Consider the following 20,998-nt stretch of genomic DNA (forward strand, 5'->3'; position numbering starts at 1 on the left):
AGTCCCTCCGCGACATTTTAAGCAAGAGACAGGATATGAGCAGCGACCTCGACAGCAAGCGGCCGCCTGTCGGCCAGACCTTCATCGATCCGGCGATCGTCGAGACCATGAAAAGACTAGCGACCGGGCAAACGGACGAGGCGCTCAATAGCCGGTTCGGCATCAGCTACAATACATGGCGAAAACTGGTTGCCGGGCAGCCGGTACGCCGGTCGCTGGCCGAGCGGGTGACGTGCCGCGTCAGCCAGATGACGCAATGTGCCGACAGACCTAGCGCCTAATCGATCGCAACGCCGACCCAAAGTTCAGGAGACTATATATGCGCTTCATCCGATTACTCCCTGCCGCCATGATGATTCCTGTCATCACGGCGCCGGTGCTGGCGCAGCCTGACGACATTGAGCGCACGGTCGCTGCGTCGCCCAGCCCCAACGGTGGGCGTCCCGAAATTCATAACGTGGACGAAATGCGCAAAATGGGCGGCTATACAGCGCCCGGGGCGCGTGCCTATGCCGATATGGCGGCCGAAGCGGGGGCAAGCTCTGGCCTGTAACCCTCTATTACCGCTGTCAGGCGGTGCGTGAACGCAATCCGCTAAAAGCGCCCGCGCCCAAACCGATGGAAGTGTTCGACAAGGTCTATTCCATCGGCACGGCGGAAAATAATATATGGGCGATCGATACGAAAGACGGGATCATTCTGCTCGACGCTTTGACGACTGAGCAGGACGCGAAGAACGTCATTGTCAAGAATATGCAAACACTGGGTCTGGACCCCAAGCGTATCCGCATAATTCTTATCACGCATAATCATCTCGATCATTTCGGCGGCGCCGCCTATCTCAAATCCTTGTCCGGCGCTAAGATCGCGATGAGCGAGGCGGATTGGACCGCCAAGGTCAAATGGGGCACTTTGCCGGTCAAGAGCGGCGACGATTTCTACCTGACCGACGGGCAGACGATCACGCTGGGGGATCAGCGCATGACCGTGCTTCTGACGCCCGGCCATACGCCGGGCACCGTGTCTCTGCTGTTCCCGGTGACGGACAAGGGCATGCCGCATATGGCGTCGCTGTTCGGGGGCAGGGATCACCGCGCGATGTGCCGTCCCTCCTGGAATTTCGCCGGTCGCTCAATCATTTTGCCGACTACACCGACCTGATGCAAGCTGACGTCGTGCTATCAAACCATACGGTAGGCGACGACGGCCTGACCAAGGTCGCTGCGCTGCAAAAACGCAAGCCGGGCGAGCCGAATCCCTATGTTGTTGGGCGTGAAGGCGTCGTTCGATATGATGCCGGATGGCGCTCCTGCTTGAGCGCCGACATTGACGAGGCAGTGAAGAAAGCTGCGCCAAATAGCTTCCTTCCAGCGCTCAACCCGCTGCGTCCCTGAGCAGGACGTGATGCGAGCTATTGGCCGCGTCTTTCTGGTTGATACAGCGAAATGGACAGTTGCCAGCGATCTTCGCGTCCCGAATTTATCCAACGCAACTATATTTTGAAACGTCGTTGCATTTTGTATAGGGCCGTTTAAAAGCATCATTTATGTCGGATAGCCGACCAGCAAGGACGAGGATTCATTGAGCAAGGACATTCCCACCGCCCTGATCGTAGGCGGCCAGATTTCGCCAGCGGCGGTGGCCGTCGCTCAGGCGCGCGGCGTTGCGCTGACCTCCTGCGATCCTTATCCGACGCCTGAACAATTGATCGCCACGGCCAATGCCTGCGGGGCGAAGGCGCTCATCATCCGCATGGGTCGCGTGACTGCGCAGGCGTTGGATGCCATTCCCAGCCTCAAGATCATCGCCAAGCATGGCGTGGGCGTAGATGGCATCGATCTTGGCGCTGCGGCGAAGCGGGATGTACCGGTCGTGATCGCCGGCGGGGCCAATGCGCAGTCGGTGGCGGAGCAAGCCCTTGCGCTGCTGCTGAGCGTCGCCCGCTCGACGGCCTATCTTGACCGCCGTTTACGCGCGGGTGCCTGGGACAAATCCACCTATGCCGGGACCGAATTGACCGGCAAGTCCATCGGTCTGATCGGCCTGGGCGTGATCGGTCGCGCGTTCCTTACGCTACTTGCCCCCTTTGGCATGACGGTCCGGGTCTATGATCCCTATCTGTCGGCCGACCGCTTACCCCATGGGGCGCAGATGGTGGAAAGCATCGACACCCTGCTGGAGGCGAGCGATATCGTGAGCCTGCATTGCCCACTGACACCGGACAATTGCGGCTTGATCGACGCGGCTGCGCTAGGCCGGATGAAGGATAATGCCATCCTCATCAACACGGCGCGCGGGGAACTGATTGACGAACCCGCCTTGGTAGAGGCGCTGCGTACCGGCGTCATTGCCGGCGCCGGGCTGGATACTTTTGCCAGCGAACCGACCGGTGCGGACCATCCGCTATGGACGCTCGACAATGTCGTGGGGAGCCCGCACGTCGGCGCCAATACGCATGAGGCGCGTGTTCGCGTAGGCATCAGCTGCGTCGAGCAGATTGCGGATTATCTCGACAGCGGGCGCATCGATCCACGTAATCATGTCAACGCCATGGCGAACGCCTGATCTCGCAGTCCAATAAGTCCACTTAGAATGACAATAGGCCGCCTTAGAAGCGGCACATAAGGAGAAGCAGAGATGACCGGCGCTTCCACTCTGGAAATGCGGACCATGCGCAAGGTGACTTGGCGTCTGCTGCCTTTTCTCATGCTTTGCTATCTTCTGGCATTCATCGACCGGGCCAATGTGGGAATGGCCTCGCTTCAGATGAATGCCGACCTTGGCCTCAGCAGCCGGGTCTTCGGTTTCGGCGCGAGCCTCTTCTTCGTCGCCTATTTCCTGATGGAAGTGCCCAGCAACCTGATGTTGCAGAAAGTGGGTGCACGTTTCTGGATCGCGCGCATCATGGTGACATGGGGGCTGGTATCGACCTGCATGGCCTTTGTTTGGGACGCGCATTCCTTCTACGTCATGCGCTTTCTGCTGGGAGCCGCAGAAGCAGGCTTCTTCCCCGGTGTCATCCTGTACCTGACCTATTGGATGCCGCCCGCCTATCGCGGGCGCACCCTGGCGATGTTCGCCATCGCCATCCCCGTGTCCAGCTTCATCGGATCACCGCTGTCGGGCCTGTTGCTGGCGATGGACGGGCTGGGTGGTTTGCGAGGCTGGCAATGGCTGTTCATTTGCGAAGGGATACCCACCGTCCTGCTCGGTTTCGCTTGCCTCAAGATGCTGACCGACCGACCCGCCAAGGCTGCCTGGCTGGCGGACGACGAACGCGCCTGGCTTGCGGGCGCGCTGGAAGTGAACGCTGCCAACAAGCCGCTGGTCGATGGATCGGCCTGGCGGCTGATCAGGACGCCCGCCTTCTGGGCAATGGTCATCGCCTGTTCCGGCGCGTCGGCGGCCGGCAGCGTATTGGGCGTGTGGCAGCCACAGTTGCTCAAATCCTTTGGCCTTACCGACTTGCAAACCGGACTCGTCAACTCGGTTCCTTACGGTGTCGCGGCGATCGCGATGATCTTTTGGGGGCGGCATTCGGACAAGACCGGCGAACGCCGCTGGCACACCGCCCTTCCACTTCTGCTGATCGCGGTCGGGACTATCGGCACCTTTGCGGTCGGCGGCTTGGCACCGACTGTGTTGCTGCTTACCCTCGTGCTCGCGGGCGCTTATTGCTTCAAGGGGCCGTTCTGGAGCATGGCGTCGACCTGGCTGTCCGCCAGCACCGCCGCCGCTGGGATCGCGGCGATCAATGCCACCTCCAACCTGATCGGCGGGGGACTGATGGTCAATGTCTACGGGCTGATCCATGACGCCACGGACAGCTATGTGCTAGCGCTCCTGCCGCTCGCGTTTCTAACTGTCGCCAGCGCAATCGCGGTGCTGATTGTCGGTCGATCTGTCCGCTCCAAAGCATCTGTGATCAGGTAATTTTTCGCAAACCTCTGACATAATGAAAGTCGTGATCGGCGAACAACGTCCTATGACCGTGCGAATTATCCGGGCCCACCTATAGCATCTGGCGATCGGCTGGGGGCATGGCCTTCGTTCTCATGGGCGCCTACTGCTTCAAGGGGCCATTTTGGAGCATGGCTTCAAGCTGGCTCTCCGGCCGGACGGCGGCAGCGGGCATCGCCGGTATCAACGCGACGTCAAACCTGCTTGGCGGCGGATTGATGGTCAGCCTTCATGGCATCATCCATGACGCGGCGGCTTGGTAGTGAAAGCCCGACTTTCGCACAGATGATAAACTGGCAGACGTCTGTTTCCCGCGGCTGGATAGCTGACAAGCCCGGCCGTCACTCTTTGGCATCTGCAATCGTCCGGCACAGTAAAGCGCGGCATGAGACCATAATCTATCGTGGGCAGAATTCGCAGAATTTAGCCCTGCCGTGATGACATTCAGTGCGGCATGGGCCAAGAGTATATCCGCTTAAACTCGCTCGTCCGTTGGTCTTGCGGCTAAGCGGTTCCGTCAGATGTGGACTTCGCGCTCGCTTATGAAATCGCCCAGAGCCTCCAGCCTCGCCGACCTGGCCCAGATTGCCGGCGTATCCGTGGCGACAGTCTCGCGATCGCTGTCTGGCAGTTCCGTTATAGCGCGAGCGACCCGTGAGCGGATCGAGAAGCTTGCGCAGGAGCATGGCTTTCAAGTCAACCGCGCCGCCCGCAATCTCCGCCTCGGGCGCACCGGGGCGATCGGCGTGGTGCTGCCGCTTGGCCATGAAACGCAGCAGCATCTGTCCGATCCCTTCTTCATGAGCCTCATCGGCCCACTGGCCGACGCGCTGGCCGATCGCGGCTACGACCTGCTGCTTTCGCGCGTCATTCCCACCGACGGCCAGTGGCTGGACCGGATCGTCGATGGCGGACGCGTCGATGGCGTGCTGCTGATCGGCCAGTCGGACCAGATCGACACGATCGAACGCGTGGCCGCGCGCTATGCGCCCCTGATCGTCTGGGGCGCGCAGGTCGATGGCTATGCGCAACTGACCGTGGGGTCGGACAATGTCGCGGGCGGGCGGATGGCGGCCGACCATCTGTTGGCGCAGGGCCGCCGGCACCTGGCCTTTTTCGGCAATCCCGACATACCCGAATTTGCCGCCCGCCATGCCGGATTTCGTACGGCGCTGGCGCAGGCAGGCATGGACGACGGCCGGCTGCTGCCCGCCCATCTGACGACACAGGCATCCTATGACGCGATCCGCGCCTTCCTGGCCGATCATCCGCCGATCGACGGGATCGTCGCGGCGTCGGACGTGATAGCCATGAGCGCCTTGCGGGCGCTGGGCGACGCCGGGCTGCGCGTGCCGGGCGATGTGGCGGTGGTCGGCTATGACGACGTCATGGTCGCGTCGCAGACCACCCCGCCGCTCACGACCATCCGGCAGGACGTTGCGCGCGGCGCGGCGCTGATGGTGGCGCTGTTGTTCGATCAGCTGGCCGGAACGCCCGCCGTATCGGCCTGCATGGCGCCACAACTGGTGCTGCGCGCGTCTGCCTGACGGTCAGGTCGGGATGACCGCCCGCGCCGCCGGGCGATCCCGAATCGCCAGTGTCGCAACCGCCGCCAACAGCATCAATAGTCCCGCCAGCATCAGCACATGGCGCGGATCGCCGCCCAGCAGCGGGTGATAGATCAACGGCATGGTCAGGCTTTCGATCATCATCGGGATGACGATGAACATGTTGAAAATGCCCATATAGATGCCGGTGCGGGTGGGGGGATGCTGTCAGCCAGGATGATATAGGGATTGCCCATCATGCTCGCCCAGCCAAGGCCGATGCCGATCATCGGCACAAACAGCATCGCCTGGCTCGAACACCAGGGCAGGGCCAGCATCGCCACGCCCGCCGCCGCGACGCTGACGGCATGAACCGGTCGCGCGCCGATCCTGCGGGCGATCGGGACCATGGCGAAGGCCGCGACGAAGGCGATGAAATTATAGAAGCCGCCGATCTGGCCGTTGACCAGCACCGCCTGGCGAAAGCCCGCGCTGCTGGCGTCCGCCGTATCGTAGAGCGACCGCGCGATGGCGAAGGCGACGAACTGCCAGTAGCAGAACATGGCATACCATTGGAACAGCATGGCGATGGCCAACTGACGCATCGGCGCGGGCATTTCGATGATCGCTTGCTTGAGGTCGCGCAACGTCGTGCGGGCGGACAGCGGCTCGGCCCGCATCGCCGCGATCTCCTGCGCGCTCAGCGGCAATTCGGGCACGCGCAATACCGACCAGAGGATGGTGGACAGTGACAGCACCGCGCCGACGATGAAGGCGATCCGCGTGATGACCGGAATGCCCGACGGATCGATCGCATCGGCGTTCAGCCCGCCCCAGACCAGCAGGGACGGCGCCAGATAGGACAGCGTCTGGGCGAGGCCCGTAAAGGCGCTCTGCGTCAGGAAGCCGAGCGGCCGTTGCGCCGGGTCGAGCCGGTCGCTGACATAGGCGCGATAAGGCTCCATCGTGACATTGTTCGCCGCGTCCAGCACCCAGAGCAGGCTGGCCGCCACCCACAGCGCCCGGCTGTAGGGCATGGCGAACAGGCACAGGCTGCACAGTATCGCGCCGATCAGGAAATAGGGGGTCCGCCGACCAAAGCGGCTGACGGTGCGATCGCTCATCGCGCCGATGATCGGCTGTATCAGCAATCCCGTCATCGGCCCGGCCAGCCACAGCAATGGCAACGACGCCTCGTCCGCACCCAGATAGGAATAGATCGGCCCCATATTGCTTTGCTGCAATCCGAAGCTGAACTGAAGCCCCAGAAAGCCCAGATTCATCTGCACGATCCGCCCCAGCGAAAGGTGCGGCTTACGGAATATCGGCTCGCTCATGATCTTTCCCTCTCCGGTCCGCCGGACTGTTGCCGTCCTTGACGGCTTTGTCAGTATCGATGTTCGCAAACGATTGCAATCTGTGTGACCGCCCTATTGCAATCGTTTGCAAAAAAGATCATCAGCAACTCAAGCTGAAACGAATCGGCGTGGGAGAGAAAAGATGAAAAGGCAGTTCCAGACATTTCTACTGACGTCGGCGACCCTGATGGTGGCGAATCCCGCCCAGGCGCAGCAGCAGCCCGACGTCGCGCCCCAGTCCGCAACCGACGCAGCCGCCCCTGTCGCCCCCGACGATGAAATCGTCGTGACGGCGGTCGCGCGCGGTCAGAACCGGCTGAACAGCAGCGTCACCGTCAGTTCGCTCAGCAGCGACGACATCGCCAAGGCGGCCCCCCGCTCGGTCGCCGAAATCTTCCGCAACCTGCCCGGCATCCGCTCCGAATCCTCGGGCGGCGAAGGCAATGCCAATATCTCGGTCCGTGGCCTGCCGGTCGCATCGGGCGGCGCGAAATTCCTGCAATTGCAGGAGGATGGCCTGCCGGTTCTGGAATTTGGCGACATCACCTTTGGCAATGCCGACATCTTCCTGCGGTCGGACTTCAATATCGGCCGCGTCGAATCGGTGCGCGGCGGATCGGCCTCCACCTTCGCGTCCAATGCGCCTGGCGGCGTCATCAACATGATCTCCAAGACCGGCGAGCAGGAAGGCGGCGCCATCCAGGCGACGGCGGGCATCGACTATCGCGACTATCGCCTGGACTTCGACTATGGCGGCCGGATCAGCGACAGCCTGCGCTACCATATCGGCGGTTTCTACCGCCAGGGCGAAGGACCGCGCAAGGCGGGCTATGACGCCAACAAGGGCGGCCAGATCAAGGCGAACATCACCAAGGAATTTGCCGGCGGCTATATCCGTCTCTACGGCAAATATCTCAACGACCGCGCCATCGGCTACCTGCCCAACCCCGTGCTGGTGACGGGCAGCAACAGCAATCCCAAATATCAGGATCTGCCCGGTTTCAGCATCAATGGCGACACGCTGCATTCGCGCTATTTCCGCGACAATGTGACGCTGGACGGCAGCAACAACCCGGTCACCCGCGATATTCGCGATGGCCAGCATCCCGTCGTTTACGCCGTCGGCCTGGAATCGCAATTCGAACTGGGCGATGGCTGGAACGTCACTGAACGCTTCCGCTATTCGGACGTATCGGGCGGCTTCACCTCGCCCTTCCCCTCGGCGGTCGATACCGGATCGGCGATCGCGACCGCGTTGGGCGGCGCGGGATCGAGGCTGTCCTATGCCAATGGCCCCAATGCGGGTCAGGCGTTCAACGGCAATAATTATCTGGCGCAGATCGTGCTGTTCGACGTCAAGATCAACAGCCTGAACAACATCACCAACGACCTGCGCGTCAGCCGGGATTTCGATACCGGCCTAGGCAAGCTGACCGCGACGGCCGGCTTCTACAAGTCGCGCCAGACGATCGCCACCGACTGGCTGTGGACCGCGCACCTCCTCGAAGTAACCGGCGGTGGTAACGCGGCGCTCGTCAACCTGACCAATGCAGCGGGTCAGTCGCTTACGCAGAACGGCACCTATGGCTATGGCGCGACCTTCTTCGGCAATTGCTGCCGCCGCAGCTACGATGTCGACTATAACACCAACGCGCCCTTCGCGTCCTTGAGCCTGGCCACAGGCGCGCTGACCCTGGACGGCAGCCTGCGCTATGATTTCGGCAGCGCCAAGGGCACGATCGCAGGGGCGGACCTGGGCGGTGGGCGCATAGGCGTCGTCAGCCGCGACATGAACGGCAACGGGGTCATCTCCGTGCCCGAAACCAGGGTATCGGTTATCCCGGCGCTGACGGCACCGGTCGATTACAGCTATGAATATCTCTCCTACTCTTTCGGCGCCAATTATCGCCTGGCCGATGATGTCGCGCTGTTCGCACGCTACAGCCGGGGCGCTCGGGCCAATGCCGATCGACTGCTGTTCGGCCCGGCCGTCAGCACGACCACCGGCAATCTGACCGACAGCGGCGCGGCGGTCGATTTCGTCAAGCAACTGGAAGGCGGCGTCAAATATCGCAACGGCGGCCTGACGCTAAACGCCACCGCTTTCCACGCCAGGACCGAAGAACAGAATTTCGAGGCGACGACACAGACATTCTTCAACCGCAACTATCGCGCCTATGGCCTGGAACTGGAGGGCGGCTACCGCACCGGCCGGTTCAGCATCACGGCGGGCGGCACCTATACCGACGCCAAGATCGCCAGCGACGTACTGAACCCGGCAGTCGTGGGCAATCGTCCCCGCCGCCAGGCCAAATTCCTCTACCAGGTCACACCGCAATATGATGCGGGCATCTTCACTGTCGGCGCGAACGTCATCGGCACATCCAGCAGCTATGCGCAGGACATCAACCAGCTGAAGCTGCCCGGCTATACGCAGGTCAACGCCTTCCTGACGGTCAAGCCGATGGAGCGCGTCCAACTCTCGCTCAACGCCAACAACCTGTTCGACGTCAAGGGCTTCACCGAAGCGGAGGATGCCGCCATCCCCGCCAACGGCATCGTCCGCGCCCGCTCGATCAATGGTCGCACCGTCTCCGCCTCCGTCCGGTTCGACTTCTGATCTTCGTCTTTCCGAGGCGTTTCACGCCCGCGGAAATCATGGTCTCCACCGGTGACTGCACGCACCGGTGGAGACCATGGCCCAACGCCCTGCCCTTCACCGCCCCGCCCATGGATGCCCGATGATGACAAGCCACTGGACCGCCGCCCATGTCGCCGGGATCGACCGTGCGACCATGGCCTGCGCGCCGCTGATCGCCCGGCCCCGGCCCCTGATCGCGGGCGTCGACCTGTGGGATTATTGGCCGGTGCAGGAAGAGGACGGGTCGCAGGCGCAGATCGCAGGCGGCACCCTGTTCATCCTGCTCTCCGCCCCCGCGCTGCTGGACCCGGACGCGCGCCATGGTATGGCCCGGCTGCGCCTGATGCACCGGGTGGGCGACGCCTGGCACGACCTTGGCCTGTTGTTCGACCATGGCTTTTCGCCCGGCAGCCGCGAATGGTCGGGCTCGGCGATCGTGTCGCCCGACCATGGCCATATCACCCTCTATTATACCGTCGCGGGCACGCGGGGCGAACACGCGCTCAGCTTCAGCCAGCGCCTGTTCGAAACACAGGCCTCCTTGTCGGTGGAGGGCGACGCGATCACCCTGTCGCCCTGGTCGACGCCCATCGAAATGCTGGTCCCCGACGGCATCGACTATGTGCGCGATATGGAGGGCGGCGGGGCGATCGGCACGATCAAGGCGTTCCGCGATCCCGCCTTCTTCCGCGATCCCGCCGATGGTGCGTCCTATGTGTTCTTCGCCGCGTCGCTGGCGCAATCGACATCCTTCTGGAACGGCGCGGTCGGTATGGCGCGGCGCACTCCGGATGGCGAATGGCAACTGCTGCCGCCGTTGATCGCTGCCGATGGCCTGAACAACGAACTGGAACGGCCGCATGTGATTGTCCATGACGGGCGCTATTATCTCTTCTGGTCCACCCAGCAAAAGGTGTTTGCCGATGACGGCCCGGCCGGTCCCAATGGCCTTTATGGCATGACGTCCGACAGCTTGGGCGGACCATGGCGACCGATCAACGGCACCGGCCTTGCCTTCGCCAATCCGCCCCAGGCACCGTTCCAGGCCTATAGCTGGTTCGTACTGCCCGACCTCACCGTCCAGAGTTTTGCCGATATGACCGGCATCGCGCATGTCCCGACCGATCCCGCAGAAGCCCGTCGCCATTTCGGTGGCGCGCCCGCGCCCGACCTGCGGCTGGGGATAGAGGGAGATAGGATATGGCTGGCATGACCATGGACGAACCGCTGATCGTCGGGCTGGAACTGGGCGGCACCAAATGTATCGCCACGCTGGCGCAGGGCCGCACGATCCTGCGTCAGCAACGCTGGCCGACCGGCGCGGCTGACACGCTTAACCTCCTGTCGGACGCGCTGACGCTCTGGCAGCGCGAAACCCCGTTTGCCGCGATCGGCATCGCCAGCTTCGGGCCCTTGCACCTCAACCCGAACGCGCCCGATTTCGGCCATATGGGCAACACGCCCAAGCCCGGCTGGGCGGGGGTCGATATTTACGGCCATTTCGCCAGCCGCTTTGCCGTGCCGATCGCCATCGACACCGACGTCGCGGGCGCGGCCCTGGCGGAGGGGATGTGGGGCGCGTCGCAGGGATGCAAGGTTCACGCCTATGCCACCATCGGCACCGGCGTCGGCCTGGGACTGGTGGTGAACGGACGAGCGGTCCACGGCCATCTCCATCCCGAAGCCGGGCATGTCCGCATCCGCCGCCAGCCGGGCGATCCTTTTGCTGGCGCCTGCCCCAGCCATGGCGACTGTCTGGAAGGGCTGGTAGGCGGCCCCGCGCTTGCCGCCCGCTCGTCGATCCCTGCGGCCGATATGACGGACGAAGACCCGCTTTGGCAGACCGTCGCCGCTGACCTTGCCGAATGGACGAGCACGCTCATCCTCACCCTCTCGCCCGAACGGCTGGTGCTGGGCGGTGGCGTCATCCAGGCGCGTCCCATGCTGCTCCCGCTCATCGCACGGCGCACCGCCGACCTGCTCAACCTCTATGTCGAGGATCTCGACGCTCCCACCCTGGAACGGCTGATCGTCGCGCCTGGCCTGGGTGCCGATGCCGGCCCTCTGGGCGCGATCCTGCTGGGCCAGAACTCTATTGTCGGGCGGATCGACGTTTAGAATTTCCGTGCGAGAGGATGTGTGATTCATCGGGTTCTGTGTTTTGCCGCGGAACGGGTGATGGATATCGAGCGATACACGTTGAGCGAGGACCAGTGGCAGCGGATTGACGGATATTCATGGGCAAATCAGCCGCCCTACAAGCGGAAGCTACCAGCGCGAGAAAGCCAGATTTCGATCGAAACGGCCGTTTCTTCATTGGACAAGAACTGTCGGGCTTAGTCGACAGATGCCGGAGAAGCGGAACGTCTGCTGCATATCGCGATCTTCGAGCACGTTAGGTGAATGGACCTGTTGTAGGGCTCCACCTACACGCCGTCACGCCTTCGGTGCGGCGTCTTTCCTCGCGAAATGAATGTCCACCCGCATTCCCGTTCCTGTACCGGGCGTCACCGTCCAGTCGGCCTTGGCATTCTGGCGCAGGGACTGGGCGATTACAGCGCCCAGCTTCCCGGCTTTTGGCCAAGTCGTTCCTTCGGCCAAACCCACACCGTCGTCGGCAACGACCACGCGACATCCTGTCTCGTCCACCAGGCTATGCAGGGTGATGGTGCCGCCTTCCCCATCGGGAAAGGCGTGCTTGAGCGAATTGGTCAGCAGTTCGTTGACGACCAGGCCTGCTGGCATGGCCACATCCAGGGCGACCGGCCAAGTGTCGATCTTCAAATCGAGCCTTATGCCTTCTGGCGCATGCGCCTGCATGACCGACGAAGCGATCTGGCTCAGATATATGCCAAGGTCGATCGTATCTCCATGCCCCTCGGTCGAAAGCGAGCGATAAAGCAGCGCCAGCGAATTGATCCGGCCCGCGAGCCGATCGAACCGCTCACCTGTTTCCTGATCGGCCACGTTGCGCGCTTCCATCCGGATGAGCGCCGTGATCATCTGGAGGTTGTTTTTTACCCGGTGCTGCAGTTCGAACAGCAATGTGTCCTTGTCGCGAAGAGACTGGCGCATCGCTTCGTCGTCTTCGCGAAGGCCCTGGCCCGTCCTGGCAAGCGCGACCAGCCGGAAAAGGGGCTCGCCATGATCATCCTCGATCGTGTTCGACCAGGCATCGACATTGACCGTCTCCCCGTTGAGAGTGATCGAGAAAGTGCCGATATATTCCTCATCGCGTTCTACCGCATCGCTGAGCCGCCGGTCGTCATCCGGCGCGGAGGCGACGCCGGGCAAGGCGTGCCAACTCAAGCCGACAAGGTCTGCCGCAGGCTGCCCGGTCAGCCGTTCGAACTCAAGATTAGCATATGTGATCCGCTCTGAAGGCGACAGTTCGGAGACCGCGATCGCTACAGGCATGTGATCGAGAAACTGCTTGAAGCGGTCGCTCTCCAACGCATCGGCCAGTCCCGGCGTATCGAGCAATTGTCCGACCTGTGCCGGTCCGTTTTCCATATTATCCAACAGCGAACTCCCTCGCAGCCATTTAGCATGAAAGAATGCAAGAAAGCACGGAATTGAGGGAAGGTCGATGAAGGGCGCCTACCAGCCTGTCGATTATGGGCATCTGATGCCCTCGGTCGTCAGGAAAACTTCCTTTATCCGCTGCGCAGGAAATCTTGGCTTCACAAGCTATTAGCATCTGCGTCGTAGCCTCAAGGTTCAGGAGGCATAGACGTGCGGACAGGTTGTGAAGGGTGCAGGCAAGACGGGCATGATTTCGATATCGCAATGGCTTTTCAGCCTATTGTCGATATCGAGTTGGGACGCCCATTCGCGTTCGAGGCGCTGGTGCGCGGCAGCAATGGCGAGGGCGCTGGGGAAATTCTCGCGCGGGTAACGCCTGAGAACCGCTATGCCTTCGATCAGCAATGCCGCGTCGCCGCGATCGAGGGGGCGGCCGCCGCCGGCATTCTCAACACCGACGCCCGCCTGTCGATCAACTTCCTGCCCAACGCCGTCTATTCGCCCGTTGCCTGCATCCAACTGACTTTGAAAACGGCCAGGAAAACCGGCTTTCCCACCGATCGGCTCATCTTCGAATTTACCGAAAACGAGGAGATTACCGACACCGATCATGTGCAGACCATCGTCGATTCCTATCGCAAGATGGGGTTCGGCACAGCCATTGACGATTTCGGCGCAGGCCATGCGGGCCTGGGCCTGCTCGCTAAATTTCAGACCGATTATATTAAGCTGGACATGGACTTGGTGCGCGGCCTGGACACAAGCATGCCCCGTCGGCTGATCGTCGAGGGCGTTCTTCGGATCGCGCGCTCCCTCAATATCACCGTCATCGCCGAGGGTATCGAGACGATTGGGGAATATGAAGCGCTTCGCGCCCTTGGCGTTCGCTATATCCAAGGCTATCTGCTTGCGCGTCCCGGGTTCAAGGTCCTGCCTCAAGTAGTCTTGCCCAAAGAACCCATCATGGTTGCCGCACAAGCCGCGACCCGTTAGAGGCTTCTACGCCTTGCTGAAGGGCAACGATTAAGTTGGTCTTGCCAAACCTGATGGAGCGCAACATCCCCGGGTTTCCTGCCAAATCTCGCAGGAATGTTTGCGTTTGTGGATGCTCGGCCTAATCTTGCCCGATGGATCGCGAAGACATACATCCTGAAGCCGCAGTGGCACCTGGATATCTGGCAAATCACGCTGCGCGTGTGTTCAACCGTAACGTGGACAACGCGCTTCGCGAACATGGCTTGTCCCTGAGCCTCCTTGGACCATTATTGCTGCTGTCATGGCGCGGACCGATGCTCCAAAGGGATCTTGTCCAGGCTTCCGCTGTCAAACAGCCGGCAATGGTCGCGCTTCTCGGCAAGCTGGAAATGATGGGCCTCATCGCCCGGTCGCCTGCGCCTGATGACCGACGGGCCGCCCTTGTCTCGCTCACGGGCGCAGGCGCGCGAATGGCCCAGATCGGTGGCGAAGCCTTGCGCGCTGAGAACAAGCATGCGCTTGCCAACCTGTCGGCGGCAGAGGGTGAAATGCTGATATCTTTACTTCAGCGCCTCATCACCGGATTGGAACAGGGAACATAAATATCACTCGTGATGTTCTTAAGCTGAAAAGGAGCGATGCTCATGGCTAAGAATATCTTGATCACCGGTGCAAGCATAGCGGGCAATGCCGCTGCAGCCGCTCTGTGCGAACTTGGGTTTGACGTCACGGTGGTGGAGCGGGCGCCGACCTTTCGCGATGGCGGGCAGAATATCGATGTGCGCGGCGTGGGACGCGAAGTGCTTCGCCGCATGGGGCTGGAGGGTGCAGCGCTGGCCCAAGGCACGGGCGAAGAAGGGACCATGTGGGTGCATGCCGACGGTAGCGCCGCAGCCAGGTTCATGGCCAGCGAGATCGACGGGGACGGGCCGACCGCGGAGATGGAGATATTGCGGGGCGACCTTGCGCGCATCCTGTACGAAGCAGCCAAAGTGCGCGTTCAATATAGGTTCGACGATCATCTGGTTTCGGTCGACGATATGCCCGATGGCGCCATGGTGACGTTCGCGAACGGAGAATGTGCGCGCTATGACGCCGTGATCGTGGCTGAGGGCGTCGGCTCGGCGACGCGCGACCTCGTCTTTCCCGGCGAAAACGATCCGCGCTGGATGGATCTTACGATCGCCTATTTCACCATTCCCAAGACATCGACTGACGACCGGATGTGGCGCTGGTTCAATGCGCCGGGCAAGCGCAGTGTTTCTCTTCGCCCTGATCGGCACGGCACGACGCGCGCCATGTTGTCGGTGGCCAAGAAGGCGGCGGGCGAGCAGGATTGGGACACGGAACGTCAGAAGTCTTTCCTGCATGACCTGTTCGCGGATGCCGGATGGGAAACGCCTCGCATTCTGGCGGGCATGGACGACGCTGACGATTTCTATTTCGATGCTCTACGACAGGTGCGAATGCCCCGCTGGTCATCCGGGCGCGTCATACTAACCGGTGACGCTGCCTGGTGCGTGACGCCGCTGGGCGGCATCGGCGCTACGCTTGCGGTGACGGGCGCCTATGTTCTCGCGCAGGAACTGGCCCGCCATGAGAAGATCGCCGCAGCGTTCGAAGCCTACGAACAACGCATGCGGCCTATGGTAGACGACGGCCAGGGCATTCCCAAGCTGGCACCACGATTGATGCATCCCAAAAGCGGTTTTGGCATCCGGTTGCTGCATAGCGTTCTTGGCGTAGCGAGCCTCCAACCCGTGCGGGACATGACGGCCAGGATGATCGGCAGCCCTGGAAAGCAGGTGGACCTGTCAGCATATAGATGAAACTCTTTGCGGTTCGGATCGCAGGGACCACCATATCGGTCTGCATGTGCCGCAACGACACCGCTGCAAATGCAACATTGTCCTTCCGGCGGGGCAGCATATTTTATCGACCGCGACTTGGGTGTTCGCGACCCTGGCGCGCAAACCAAAATTGGGATCCCCGCGCGCCACATCCGAGTGACCACATCACGCATGGGCGCGGGGTCGAAGGCGAGGGGCATTATATCTCTTGCGATCATTCCACCCGTCGTCCGCGCTCTCGTTTGCACGGGATGGGGCCGGCAATGGCGACCAAAGGCATCGTCCCGGCGGTCGCGATGTCGACCGCGATCCTTTTTGGCCACGGACCGCATCCATGGAAGGTACACTATTTTTTGCAACGATCTGTGCAAGTCATTCTGTTGGATCGCTGCGGTTAGATCGGCCTAAAGGGGGGCATGGTGCGCGTATCAAAGCCTTCCTTCCTGCCCGATCCCTTTTTGATCTGCCTGATCGCAACGGTTGTCGGCGCATCGTTCATCCCGGTGCGCGGCGCTGCCATTCCCTGGGTCGAGGCGACAACGGATTTTGCGATTGCGTTGCTTTTTTTCCTGCACGGGGCAAAATTATCGCGCGAGGCGGTGCTGGCCGGCGCGGGCAACTGGCGGCTCCACCTTTATGTTCTGAGCTCCACCTATATTCTTTTTCCTCTGATCGGCCTGACTTTGGTCGCCTTGTTGCACGGCCATGGCAATGACTTGCTGCTCAAGGGTCTTGTTTACCTCAGTCTGTTGCCATCGACGGTCCAGTCCTCGATCGCCTTTACCGCGATTGCGGGCGGCAATGTCGCCGCGGCGGTCTGTAGCGCGTCCCTGTCCAATATTGTCGGCATTATCCTGACGCCACTTCTGGTCGGCCTGTTCATGGCGGTCGACGGCGGGGGTAGCGCTTTTTCCTGGCACTCGGTTCAGGCGATCGCGCTGCAACTGCTCGTCCCCTTTTTGGCAGGGCATCTGATGCGGCCATGGATCGGCGCGTTTATCGACCGCAACAAGCGGTTGTTGATGCCTGTTGATCGTGGGTCGATCCTGCTTGTCGTCTACACCGCGTTCAGCGCCGCCGTGGTGAGCGGCATCTGGACTGAGGTGGGCATCTTCGACCTCCTTATGCTGTTGCTGCTCAGCCTGGTGATGCTGATCGTCGTGATGGGCGCCAATCTGGGCCTTGCGCGGCTGGTGGGTCTGCCACGCGCGGACATGATCGTTTTACTGTTTTGCGGGTCGAAGAAGAGCCTTGTGTCAGGCGTGCCGATGGCTGGCGCGTTGTTCCCGGCGGCGCAGGTCGGCATCATCATCCTGCCGCTGATGATCTTTCATCAGGTGCAACTTTTCCTGTGCGCCGCGCTCGCAAGCCGGTTCGCACGTGCAGGGCGTGCGCGTCCGCTCATCCCTCGGACCGTGGCCGAAATCGAAAGCGCGTCGCAGCGGCTGGGCCTGACCATTGCCGAACCCTGTATGGCGGGCGTTACCGCTAATCTCGCCCTGCTGGACCGCCACGCCGACACCTTGTTCAAAACCGAGACACCGTGAAGTCGGCGCTAGAGATCGCTGCCGCCGTCCGGTCGGGTCAGACCAGCGCCATGGCCGTGCTGGATGATTGCCTCGCGCGATTGGATATGCACGCTGGGCCATTGGTCGCCATAACACGCATGCTGACCAGTCGCGCCCGGACAGAGGCCGCCGCCGTCGATGCCGCCATCGCGGCCGGGCGCGATCCGGGGCCGCTCGCGGGCGTGCCCTATGGTGTCAAGGATCTGTTTGACATATGCGGCCTGCCGACGACGGCGGGATCCAGCCTCTATGCCGATGCAACGCCCGCGCAAGCCGATGCGGACGCGATCAGGCGCCTGCGCATGGCAGGTGCAGTGCTGGTCGCGACGCTTAACATGGACGAGTTCGCCTATGGCTTCGCCACGATCAATGCCAGGCACGGCACGACGCGCAACCCCCATGACCTTGACCGCCTGGCCGGTGGCTCATCTGGCGGATCGGCGTCGGTGGTTGCGGCCGGACTGCTGCCATTCTCGCTAGGGTCCGACACCAACGGATCAATCCGCGTGCCCGCCAGCTTGACCGGCATCTATGGTTTGAAACCCACCCATGGCGCACTGCCAATGGGTGGGGTATTTCCCTTTGCCGATAGTTTCGACGATATCGGTCCCTTTACCCGTTCGACCGCCGACATGCAGTGTCTCTGGCAGATATTGGGCGGGGTCGACATGACGGTCAGTGATCCGATCCGGGTCGCACGGCTCGGCGGACGTTTCCGCGACAATGCCGATCCCGACCAGATCGTAGCGATCGACAGCATCGCGCCCGACGCGCCACTGATCGAACTGCCCGACATTGCTCGCGCACGCTCCGCCGCTTTTCTGATTACCGCTGCCGAAGGCGGCAGGCTGCACCGCGCATCATTGTGCCGCGACGCGATGGCGTTCGACCCGGCCACGCGGGATCGCCTGATAGCAGGCGCCCTGCTGCCCGATACGCTGTATGACGCTGCCCAGCGATTTCGCGCGGACTATAAGCGACGCATCACCGCCATCATGGAAACCTATGATGTGCTGCTGGCCCCTGCGGCGCCCTGCGTAGCGCCGTCGATCGCGGACCCGCGCATTCTGATCGACGGCGCGTTGTCGCCCGCCCGCGCGGATCTCGGCATCCACAGCCAGCCGATCAGTTTCACCGGCTTGCCATCCCTGTCCGTGCCGTTGCGCCGTCCGGGCCGGTTGCCGCTGGGGTTGCAACTGATAGGCAGGGCAGGGAGCGAGGCGACATTGTTCCGCCTGGCTGCGACACTGGAAGATAAGGGACTGACCGGCGTGACATCGCCGACGGGCGCATTTCGGGGGGACGCTTCATGACGGACGTGGTGATAAAGCCGGGGGCAGGGCGGCTGGAACGCTATTTTGGGCTGTCCGCACGCGGGACGTCGGCCCAGACCGAGATATTGGCCGGTTTCACCACCTTTCTGACCATGGCCTATATCGTGCTGGTCAATCCCGCGATCCTGGGGCAGGCAGGGATGCCCATCGCGGCGGTGGCGGCCGCGACCTGCTTCGCTGCCGCCTTTGGCTCCATCCTGATGGGACTGGTCGCCAACACGCCGCTGGCGCTGGCGCCGGGCATGGGGCTTAACGCCTATTTCAGCTTCACCGTCGTGCAGCAGATGGGCGTTCCCTGGCCAATCGCGCTGGGCTGCGTTTTCATTTCCGGCATCGCTTTCCTCCTCCTGACCCTGACCGGGGTACGGCAGATGATCGTGGCCGCCATCCCGATGCACCTTTTCGCGGCGGTCGCGGGTGGCATCGGACTGTTCATCGGCTTCATCGGCCTGAAGAATGCGGGCATCGTCGTCGCCAATCCCGCAACCTTCGTAGCGCTGGGCGACCTCAAAGCGCCTGGCGCCGCGCTTGCCCTGTTCGGCCTGCTGGTCATCGGCGTGCTCAGCGTCTGGAATGTGCGCGGCGCGATGCTGATCGGCATCGTCGCGACGACATTGGTGGGCTGGCTGTGCGGGCAGGTGGTCGTCAGCCCCGAACCTTACAGCCTCGACGCCTTGACCGGCACGGCCTTCAAACTCGACCTGTCGGGTGTGTTCGGCCTCACTGGCAGCCATGGCCTGGGCCTCCTCGAAATCCTGTTCGTCTTCCTCTTCGTCGACCTGTTCGACAATATCGGCACGCTGGTGGCCGTCACGAAACGGGCGGGCCTGATGGACAAGGCCGGGCGCATCCCCGGCCTCAACCGCATCCTGCTGGCCGACGCCGCCGCCACGGTCGTCGGGTCGGTGGCGGGCACCAGCACCGTCACCTCCTATGTCGAAAGCGCGGCGGGCGTTCAGGCGGGCGGGCGCACCGGGCTCACGGCGGTCGTCACCGGCATCCTCTTCCTGGCCACCATGTTCGTTGCCCCCTATGCCCAGCTCGTCCCGCTGGCGGCGACCGCGCCTGCGCTCATCATCGTGGGTGGCCTGATGCTGTTGCCCCTGACGGAAGTGGAGTGGGAAGATCCCCTCTCGGCGATCCCCGCTTTCCTGACCGTGGCGATGATCCCGCTGACCTTCTCGATCGCCAATGGCCTGGCCTTCGGCATCACCGCCCACGCGATCTTGAAGCTGTTGCGCGGCACCGCGAAGAGGACCGACTGGTTCCTCTTCCTGCTCGCCGCCCTGTTCGTTGCCCGCTTCATCTGGATGGGGGCGGCTTGATGCGTGCTTTCTGCCTTGCCCTGTGCGCGTTGCTGCTGCCCGTTTCGGCGCTGGCCAAGCCACTGGACCGGACGCCGCGCACCGTGGTCATGACCGCCTTCGCGCCCGAATGGGATGCGCTGGCCCATTCCATCGCCCGGCCCAGAACACACCATATCAATGGCCTGACCATGCTGACCGGCACCATGGCGGGAAAGCCTGTGCTGTTGATGCAGAGCGGCGTCAGCATGGTCAATGCCGCGATGAACACCCAATTGGTGCTGGATCGCTTCACCGTGAAGCGGATCGTCTTTTCGGGCATTGCGGGCGGGGTCGATCCCGCCCTGTCGATCGGCGATGTCGTCGTGCCGGAGGATTGGGCGCAATATCTGGAAGTCTCGTTCGCGCGCCAGACGCCGCAGGGCTGGGTCGTACCCGAACCTGTCGACGCAGAGGCGCCGCCGCCTTTCGGCATGATGTATCCCCGTGGCGTACGGCTGGGTAATGCGACGGAAGCGCCGCGCCGCCATTATCGACAGGCCGTCGATCCGGCGCTGTTGGCGCTCGCCCGAAAAGTTGCGGTCGGCGTGACGCTGCGCCGCTGCGTCGATGGCAAGGCGGACGCGGCCCGATGTCTGGCCCATGACCCCAAATTCGTCGTCGGCGGCACAGGCGTCAGCGCCGGTGTCTATGCCGACAACGCCGAATTTCGTGACTATCTCGCCACCGCCTGGAAAGCGCGCGTGCTGGACATGGAAAGCGCGGCGGTGGTGCAGGTCGCCTATGCCAACAGCGTGCCCGCCATCGTGTTCCGCAGCCTGTCGGACCTGGCCGGGGGTGACGCGGGTGCAAACCAGATGAACACCTTCATGGCGCTGGCCTCGGTCAACAGCGCCGACGTCGTGCGCGCATTCGTCGCGGCGCTGCCGGACTAGG

At 62.5% G+C, this 20,998-nt stretch carries 19 protein-coding genes and 1 pseudogene; 18 read left to right on the forward strand and 2 right to left on the reverse strand.

From position 1 onward, the window contains the following. Nucleotides 1-35 precede the first annotated feature (35 nt). The 8 genes from U5A82_RS04505 (at nt 36) to U5A82_RS04540 (ending at nt 5,507) form a co-directional block, all read left to right on the forward strand. A complete protein-coding gene (locus U5A82_RS04505; protein WP_326288999.1) occupies nt 36-281 on the forward strand; it encodes a hypothetical protein in 246 nt (81 codons plus the stop codon). A gap of 38 nt (nt 282-319) precedes the next feature. After that, nucleotides 320-553 carry a hypothetical protein gene (locus U5A82_RS04510; RefSeq protein WP_326289000.1) on the forward strand — a complete coding sequence of 78 codons (234 nt, stop codon included), beginning with the start codon at nt 320-322 and terminating at the stop codon, nt 551-553. Nucleotides 554-576: 23 nt separating this feature from the next. Beyond that, nucleotides 577-1,161: an MBL fold metallo-hydrolase gene (locus tag U5A82_RS04515; RefSeq protein WP_326289002.1), complete on the forward strand. Its 585-nt coding sequence runs from the start codon at nt 577-579 to the stop codon at nt 1,159-1,161. Next, a complete protein-coding gene (locus tag U5A82_RS04520; protein WP_326289004.1) occupies nt 1,161-1,394 on the forward strand; it encodes an MBL fold metallo-hydrolase in 234 nt (77 codons plus the stop codon). The genes U5A82_RS04515 and U5A82_RS04520 overlap by 1 nt, the downstream gene beginning before the upstream one ends. A 187-nt stretch (nt 1,395-1,581) precedes the next feature. After that, nucleotides 1,582-2,565 carry a hydroxyacid dehydrogenase gene (locus tag U5A82_RS04525; RefSeq protein WP_326289006.1) on the forward strand — a complete coding sequence of 328 codons (984 nt, stop codon included), beginning with the start codon at nt 1,582-1,584 and terminating at the stop codon, nt 2,563-2,565. 72 nt (nt 2,566-2,637) lie between these two features. Then, the gene (locus U5A82_RS04530; protein WP_326289008.1) at nt 2,638-3,933 is read left to right on the forward strand and encodes an MFS transporter; all 1,296 of its coding nucleotides are present in this window, start codon (nt 2,638-2,640) and stop codon (nt 3,931-3,933) included. Between the two features lie 107 nt (nt 3,934-4,040). Then, entirely contained in the window at nt 4,041-4,223 is a 183-nt protein-coding gene (locus tag U5A82_RS04535; protein WP_326289011.1) for a hypothetical protein, read from the forward strand. A gap of 279 nt (nt 4,224-4,502) precedes the next feature. Continuing rightward, entirely contained in the window at nt 4,503-5,507 is a 1,005-nt protein-coding gene (locus U5A82_RS04540) for a LacI family DNA-binding transcriptional regulator (RefSeq protein WP_326289012.1), read from the forward strand. A 3-nt stretch (nt 5,508-5,510) separates the two neighbouring features. Here the strand turns inward: U5A82_RS04540 and U5A82_RS04545 are convergent. Further along, nucleotides 5,511-6,844: pseudogene (locus U5A82_RS04545) on the reverse strand (MFS transporter). A 163-nt stretch (nt 6,845-7,007) separates the two neighbouring features. Between U5A82_RS04545 and U5A82_RS04550 the strand changes: the two are divergent. The 3 genes from U5A82_RS04550 (at nt 7,008) to U5A82_RS04560 (ending at nt 11,624) form a co-directional block, all read left to right on the forward strand. Further along, nucleotides 7,008-9,485: a TonB-dependent receptor domain-containing protein gene (locus tag U5A82_RS04550; RefSeq protein ID WP_326289014.1), complete on the forward strand. Its 2,478-nt coding sequence runs from the start codon at nt 7,008-7,010 to the stop codon at nt 9,483-9,485. A gap of 124 nt (nt 9,486-9,609) precedes the next feature. After that, nucleotides 9,610-10,719 (forward strand): glycoside hydrolase family 68 protein, encoded by a 1,110-nt coding sequence (locus U5A82_RS04555; RefSeq protein ID WP_442802201.1) that lies wholly within the window; start codon nt 9,610-9,612, stop codon nt 10,717-10,719. Then, nucleotides 10,707-11,624, forward strand: coding sequence for an ROK family protein (locus U5A82_RS04560; RefSeq protein WP_326289018.1), 918 nt, complete (start codon nt 10,707-10,709; stop codon nt 11,622-11,624). The genes U5A82_RS04555 and U5A82_RS04560 overlap by 13 nt, the downstream gene beginning before the upstream one ends. Before the next feature lie 318 nt (nt 11,625-11,942). Here U5A82_RS04560 and U5A82_RS04565 read toward each other — a convergent pair whose 3' ends face one another. Then, a complete protein-coding gene (locus U5A82_RS04565) occupies nt 11,943-13,019 on the reverse strand; it encodes a sensor histidine kinase (RefSeq protein ID WP_326292843.1) in 1,077 nt (358 codons plus the stop codon). 276 nt (nt 13,020-13,295) lie between these two features. Here U5A82_RS04565 and U5A82_RS04570 point away from each other — a divergent pair, with 276 nt between their 5' ends. The 7 genes from U5A82_RS04570 (at nt 13,296) to U5A82_RS04600 (ending at nt 20,997) form a co-directional block, all read left to right on the forward strand. Continuing rightward, on the forward strand, nt 13,296-14,024 hold the full coding sequence (locus U5A82_RS04570; protein ID WP_326289020.1) for an EAL domain-containing protein: 729 nt from the start codon (nt 13,296-13,298) through the stop codon (nt 14,022-14,024). 134 nt (nt 14,025-14,158) lie between these two features. Then, nucleotides 14,159-14,608, forward strand: a complete 450-nt coding sequence (locus U5A82_RS04575) for a MarR family winged helix-turn-helix transcriptional regulator (RefSeq protein WP_326289022.1) — start codon at nt 14,159-14,161, stop codon at nt 14,606-14,608. A gap of 42 nt (nt 14,609-14,650) precedes the next feature. Beyond that, nucleotides 14,651-15,835: an FAD-dependent monooxygenase gene (locus U5A82_RS04580; protein WP_326289024.1), complete on the forward strand. Its 1,185-nt coding sequence runs from the start codon at nt 14,651-14,653 to the stop codon at nt 15,833-15,835. 437 nt (nt 15,836-16,272) lie between these two features. Then, entirely contained in the window at nt 16,273-17,403 is a 1,131-nt protein-coding gene (locus tag U5A82_RS04585; RefSeq protein WP_326289026.1) for a bile acid:sodium symporter family protein, read from the forward strand. Next, nucleotides 17,400-18,737, forward strand: a complete 1,338-nt coding sequence (locus tag U5A82_RS04590; RefSeq protein WP_326289028.1) for an AtzE family amidohydrolase — start codon at nt 17,400-17,402, stop codon at nt 18,735-18,737. Before U5A82_RS04585 ends, U5A82_RS04590 begins: the two co-directional genes overlap by 4 nt. Next, entirely contained in the window at nt 18,734-20,083 is a 1,350-nt protein-coding gene (locus U5A82_RS04595) for an NCS2 family permease (protein ID WP_326289029.1), read from the forward strand. Before U5A82_RS04590 ends, U5A82_RS04595 begins: the two co-directional genes overlap by 4 nt. Continuing rightward, nucleotides 20,080-20,997 (forward strand): 5'-methylthioadenosine/S-adenosylhomocysteine nucleosidase, encoded by a 918-nt coding sequence (locus U5A82_RS04600; RefSeq protein ID WP_326289031.1) that lies wholly within the window; start codon nt 20,080-20,082, stop codon nt 20,995-20,997. Before U5A82_RS04595 ends, U5A82_RS04600 begins: the two co-directional genes overlap by 4 nt. Nucleotide 20,998: the final 1 nt, after the last annotated feature.

Origin of the sequence: Sphingobium sp. CR2-8, from assembly GCF_035818615.1 — a bacterium.
GTDB lineage: Bacteria > Pseudomonadota > Alphaproteobacteria > Sphingomonadales > Sphingomonadaceae > Sphingobium.

Coding starts and splice junctions, on each gene's coding strand:
- U5A82_RS04505 (WP_326288999.1), top strand. CDS start 36: ATGAGCAGCGACCTCGACAGCAAGCGGCCGCCTGTCGGCCAGACCTTC.
- U5A82_RS04510 (WP_326289000.1), top strand. CDS start 320: ATGCGCTTCATCCGATTACTCCCTGCCGCCATGATGATTCCTGTCATC.
- U5A82_RS04520 (WP_326289004.1), top strand. CDS start 1,161: ATGCAAGCTGACGTCGTGCTATCAAACCATACGGTAGGCGACGACGGC.
- U5A82_RS04530 (WP_326289008.1), top strand. CDS start 2,638: ATGACCGGCGCTTCCACTCTGGAAATGCGGACCATGCGCAAGGTGACT.
- U5A82_RS04535 (WP_326289011.1), top strand. CDS start 4,041: ATGGCCTTCGTTCTCATGGGCGCCTACTGCTTCAAGGGGCCATTTTGG.
- U5A82_RS04540 (WP_326289012.1), top strand. CDS start 4,503: ATGAAATCGCCCAGAGCCTCCAGCCTCGCCGACCTGGCCCAGATTGCC.
- U5A82_RS04550 (WP_326289014.1), top strand. CDS start 7,008: ATGAAAAGGCAGTTCCAGACATTTCTACTGACGTCGGCGACCCTGATG.
- U5A82_RS04555 (WP_442802201.1), top strand. CDS start 9,610: ATGACAAGCCACTGGACCGCCGCCCATGTCGCCGGGATCGACCGTGCG.
- U5A82_RS04560 (WP_326289018.1), top strand. CDS start 10,707: ATGGCTGGCATGACCATGGACGAACCGCTGATCGTCGGGCTGGAACTG.
- U5A82_RS04565 (WP_326292843.1), bottom strand. CDS start 13,019: ATGGAAAACGGACCGGCACAGGTCGGACAATTGCTCGATACGCCGGGA.
- U5A82_RS04570 (WP_326289020.1), top strand. CDS start 13,296: ATGGCTTTTCAGCCTATTGTCGATATCGAGTTGGGACGCCCATTCGCG.
- U5A82_RS04575 (WP_326289022.1), top strand. CDS start 14,159: ATGGATCGCGAAGACATACATCCTGAAGCCGCAGTGGCACCTGGATAT.
- U5A82_RS04580 (WP_326289024.1), top strand. CDS start 14,651: ATGGCTAAGAATATCTTGATCACCGGTGCAAGCATAGCGGGCAATGCC.
- U5A82_RS04585 (WP_326289026.1), top strand. CDS start 16,273: ATGGTGCGCGTATCAAAGCCTTCCTTCCTGCCCGATCCCTTTTTGATC.
- U5A82_RS04595 (WP_326289029.1), top strand. CDS start 18,734: ATGACGGACGTGGTGATAAAGCCGGGGGCAGGGCGGCTGGAACGCTAT.